We start from the raw sequence: 3,004 nt of genomic DNA on the forward strand, positions 1-3,004 counted from the left end.
AGCAGAAAATAGCGAATAGAGAATAGAGAATAGAGGATAGAGAATAGAAGGCTTCAAATTACAATCCGAAAGAGGGGGAGTACCTTCTTCAGACTTGATAAGTATTAAAAGGTGTTACAAGGTGTTACAAAGTATTAAAAAGTATTAAAATGGGCTAATGCTTATTTAAGATGCTGTATAGGGTCCTAGAGGGATTTTACATATTTATTAACCTATTTACCTTACAACTATTTAAAAGCCCTCTAGGAGGCTCTAGGAGCCATTTTAAGAGAGATACAAGCTAAACCATTATAAGGTTATAAAAATAGCGTTAAACAGGCTAGAATGGCTTTAAATATCGTTTATTCTATACTATTTGTTTCTGAACTAGATTAATTAGTGGAAATATGTGTTTATTTTTAAATACTAGATAAGTATTGACTTTAAGAAACTACTTATGGTATAATATGATTAGTGGGTAAGGGTTGCGCTAGTTAAGGTTAAGAGTTGGAAAAGGATAAAGGGTGAAGGTGAAATATAAACAGGTAACCCGCTGTTCAGAGTATATCAGTGAGATAAGCTCTATCTAATTGAGAATAAACTAACCATATTATCAATTAAAGGACATTCAATTCAAAATTCTCGGTATATATGAATTGTAGATTAGAATCATTCTAAACAAGGGGGCTATTATAGTGACTAGTGATACATATTTATGGTTAAGTATTATGTTTATTGCCTTATTCTTTCTGTTTAACTGGGATAAACGAAAATAAAGAAGAAAGGACTATACTGTATAAGGGTTAGTGAATTAAAGAGTTTACAGTTCACAGTTTACAGTTTACAACTGCTATATAATCATGTATAATAATTAATTGGTAGTAGTGAGCAATAACGAGTATTCAATATTCTTAAAGATTCGAAAGGGGACCTATGTGATGAAAACAATAAAATTTAATAATGTCGAACTAACCGAAGAAACAATTTTAAAAACAAGAGAATATTTTTACAATGTTTGTATTGAGTGTGTTAACGGTGCTATAAATAATGAATTTTATGTTAACAACGTAGATAATTATATACAATTTAAAAAAGAGGATGCTGAATCTTATATAAATGGAGAATTTGACCATGTTCTATCATTTATACAAAAAGCATACTATATTCAAACAGGGAAGAATATCCCATTGTTAAAATAAAAAATGGGATTCCTTTATAATATACTTATACGAACAAGGTTATTAATAAGCAATATTAAAAGAGTAGGATTACCTACTCTTTTTTTATTTATCCATACAAAAAAATAATAAATAATAATAAATTTATTTTAAAAAAAGAACAAAAACCTTTACATATTCGCAGTTATGTATTATAATAATAATTGTAGTTAGCAATAACAAATAAAAGGTTTTTAAAAATAGGAGGAGTAGAAAATGGAAAAATTAAAAGGTTTTTATTATTATGCAGGGTTTTCAGAACCTGAATTTTTAGCTAGTAATTTAAAAGATTTTATGGATAACGTTGTAGTAGAAAGTAATTATTTAGGAGATGTTACGGAAAATCTAAAAGAAGAATTAGAAGAAGTAGTATTGTTTAACAACAGTGACATAGAAAGTAAAGAATTTGAAGAGGACTTAAAGGATATTTTATATAGTTATTCAATTTTCTTTAATCCAACAAAAGAAGAATTAGAAGAAATGAATAAAGTATGGTGCTTAGATAAAGACACGTATCTAACTAATATTTTTAAATAGTTGTTGACTCTAAGCCAATAGATATGATATACTAATAATAGAAAGTTGAAAGTTGGAAGTAGAGAACTAAGAGCTAGGAAGGGGCTATTTACCAATGAAAAAAGAAATGATTAAGTTAGAGAAGTATAATCTGAAAGAGATTGAAAAAGTATTAGATGATGAATTTAATGAAGCGGGTAACACTATTGTATTCTTCTTAGATGATGAGGAGTATGGTTATGGATATACGTACTCCCATGTTTGCGGTTCACTAGATGAGGGCTTTGTTAAAGAGGAGGTGCTAAATTGTACAATGTTTGTACATGACCGATTCACTGAAGAAGAGTTGTTGGAGGATATAGATGAACTAATTGGGGCAGAAAACCGTAAAACATATATAGGGCATTATACTAGCAACTCTGATGCTGTGTATTGTTTACTTTCTTTTTGGTCTAATATGGAGAAAGGTGCCCTCATTCAGAATGACATCTCTATAGAAGAGGTTGTACAATTAGGGAAGGAGTATAAGCTAGATTACATTATTTTTTAAATAGGTGTTGACTTTAAGTTGACCATTATGGTACAATGATATTAAAGATATTAAAAGGGAGGTTTATATTTATAATGAACAAATACAATGGTAGGTCTAATAGAGATACGTTTCTTGTAGATATCTATTTTACGGATGATTTTTTAGACTACACAACTACTAAGTTAAATGTAAGTTATTATGATTTACAGAAAGTTAGTAACGTAGAAGAGATTGCAAAGCACTTTAAAGACTTTGTAGTACAAGAGATTAAGAAAGGGTTAGATGGAGTACCTGATTACCTATACGAGTTTATAGACTCTACTTCTATCAGCAAGCGCCTTAATAATGTAAATTGGCATGAATTAGCTAACTTAATTTTAGAACGGGTTAACTTAATTTCAGAACGGGAATAAAATAAAAGATTTTTAAATAGTTGTTGACACTAAGCCAATATGTATGGTATACTAATAGTAGGAAGTAATAGGAAGGTGGTTCATTAAGATGGTGTTAGCAAGGTACAAGGGAAGTTTTGTTGTAAATATTGACCCTGAGGAAGTGAGGAAGGTGGTTCCTAAACCTTTTAGGGGAGTAGATATATTTTTAGAATCTGTTAGCCTTGACTCCTTAGATAATGCAATATACTCATTGAAGTTGGATGATGCTAAGAAGTTGGATGAAAGGTTACAATATGTTTGTAGTGCTTTTAAGGAAGCTACAGGAATGTTCTTAGGATACTCCCACCATGAGGTAGAATCTGTTC

General features: G+C 29.9%; 5 protein-coding genes. All 5 read left to right on the plus strand.

Translation table 11 applies throughout. From position 1 onward, the window contains the following. Positions 1-917 precede the first annotated feature (917 nt). Positions 918-1,178 (plus strand): hypothetical protein, encoded by a 261-nt coding sequence (locus VK998_RS03580; protein ID WP_325225563.1) that lies wholly within the window; start codon positions 918-920, stop codon positions 1,176-1,178. A gap of 234 nt (positions 1,179-1,412) precedes the next feature. After that, positions 1,413-1,733 (plus strand): hypothetical protein, encoded by a 321-nt coding sequence (locus VK998_RS03585; protein WP_325225565.1) that lies wholly within the window; start codon positions 1,413-1,415, stop codon positions 1,731-1,733. 94 nt (positions 1,734-1,827) lie between these two features. Continuing rightward, positions 1,828-2,262, plus strand: a complete 435-nt coding sequence (locus tag VK998_RS03590) for a hypothetical protein (RefSeq protein ID WP_325225567.1) — start codon at positions 1,828-1,830, stop codon at positions 2,260-2,262. A 35-nt stretch (positions 2,263-2,297) separates the two neighbouring features. Continuing rightward, the gene (locus tag VK998_RS03595; protein ID WP_325225569.1) at positions 2,298-2,657 is read left to right on the plus strand and encodes a hypothetical protein; all 360 of its coding nucleotides are present in this window, start codon (positions 2,298-2,300) and stop codon (positions 2,655-2,657) included. Between the two features lie 88 nt (positions 2,658-2,745). Then, the coding region (locus VK998_RS03600) for a hypothetical protein (protein WP_325225572.1) at positions 2,746-3,004 on the plus strand (259 nt) is incomplete at its 3' end.

Source organism: Schnuerera sp. (assembly GCF_035459645.1).
GTDB lineage: Bacteria > Bacillota > Clostridia > Tissierellales > Tepidimicrobiaceae > Schnuerera.

Excerpts from the sequence above, each read along its gene's own strand:
- VK998_RS03580 (WP_325225563.1), top strand. The coding sequence starts at position 918 with ATGAAAACAATAAAATTTAATAATGTCGAACTAACCGAAGAAACAATT.
- VK998_RS03585 (WP_325225565.1), top strand. The coding sequence starts at position 1,413 with ATGGAAAAATTAAAAGGTTTTTATTATTATGCAGGGTTTTCAGAACCT.
- VK998_RS03590 (WP_325225567.1), top strand. The coding sequence starts at position 1,828 with ATGAAAAAAGAAATGATTAAGTTAGAGAAGTATAATCTGAAAGAGATT.
- VK998_RS03595 (WP_325225569.1), top strand. The coding sequence starts at position 2,298 with ATGATATTAAAGATATTAAAAGGGAGGTTTATATTTATAATGAACAAA.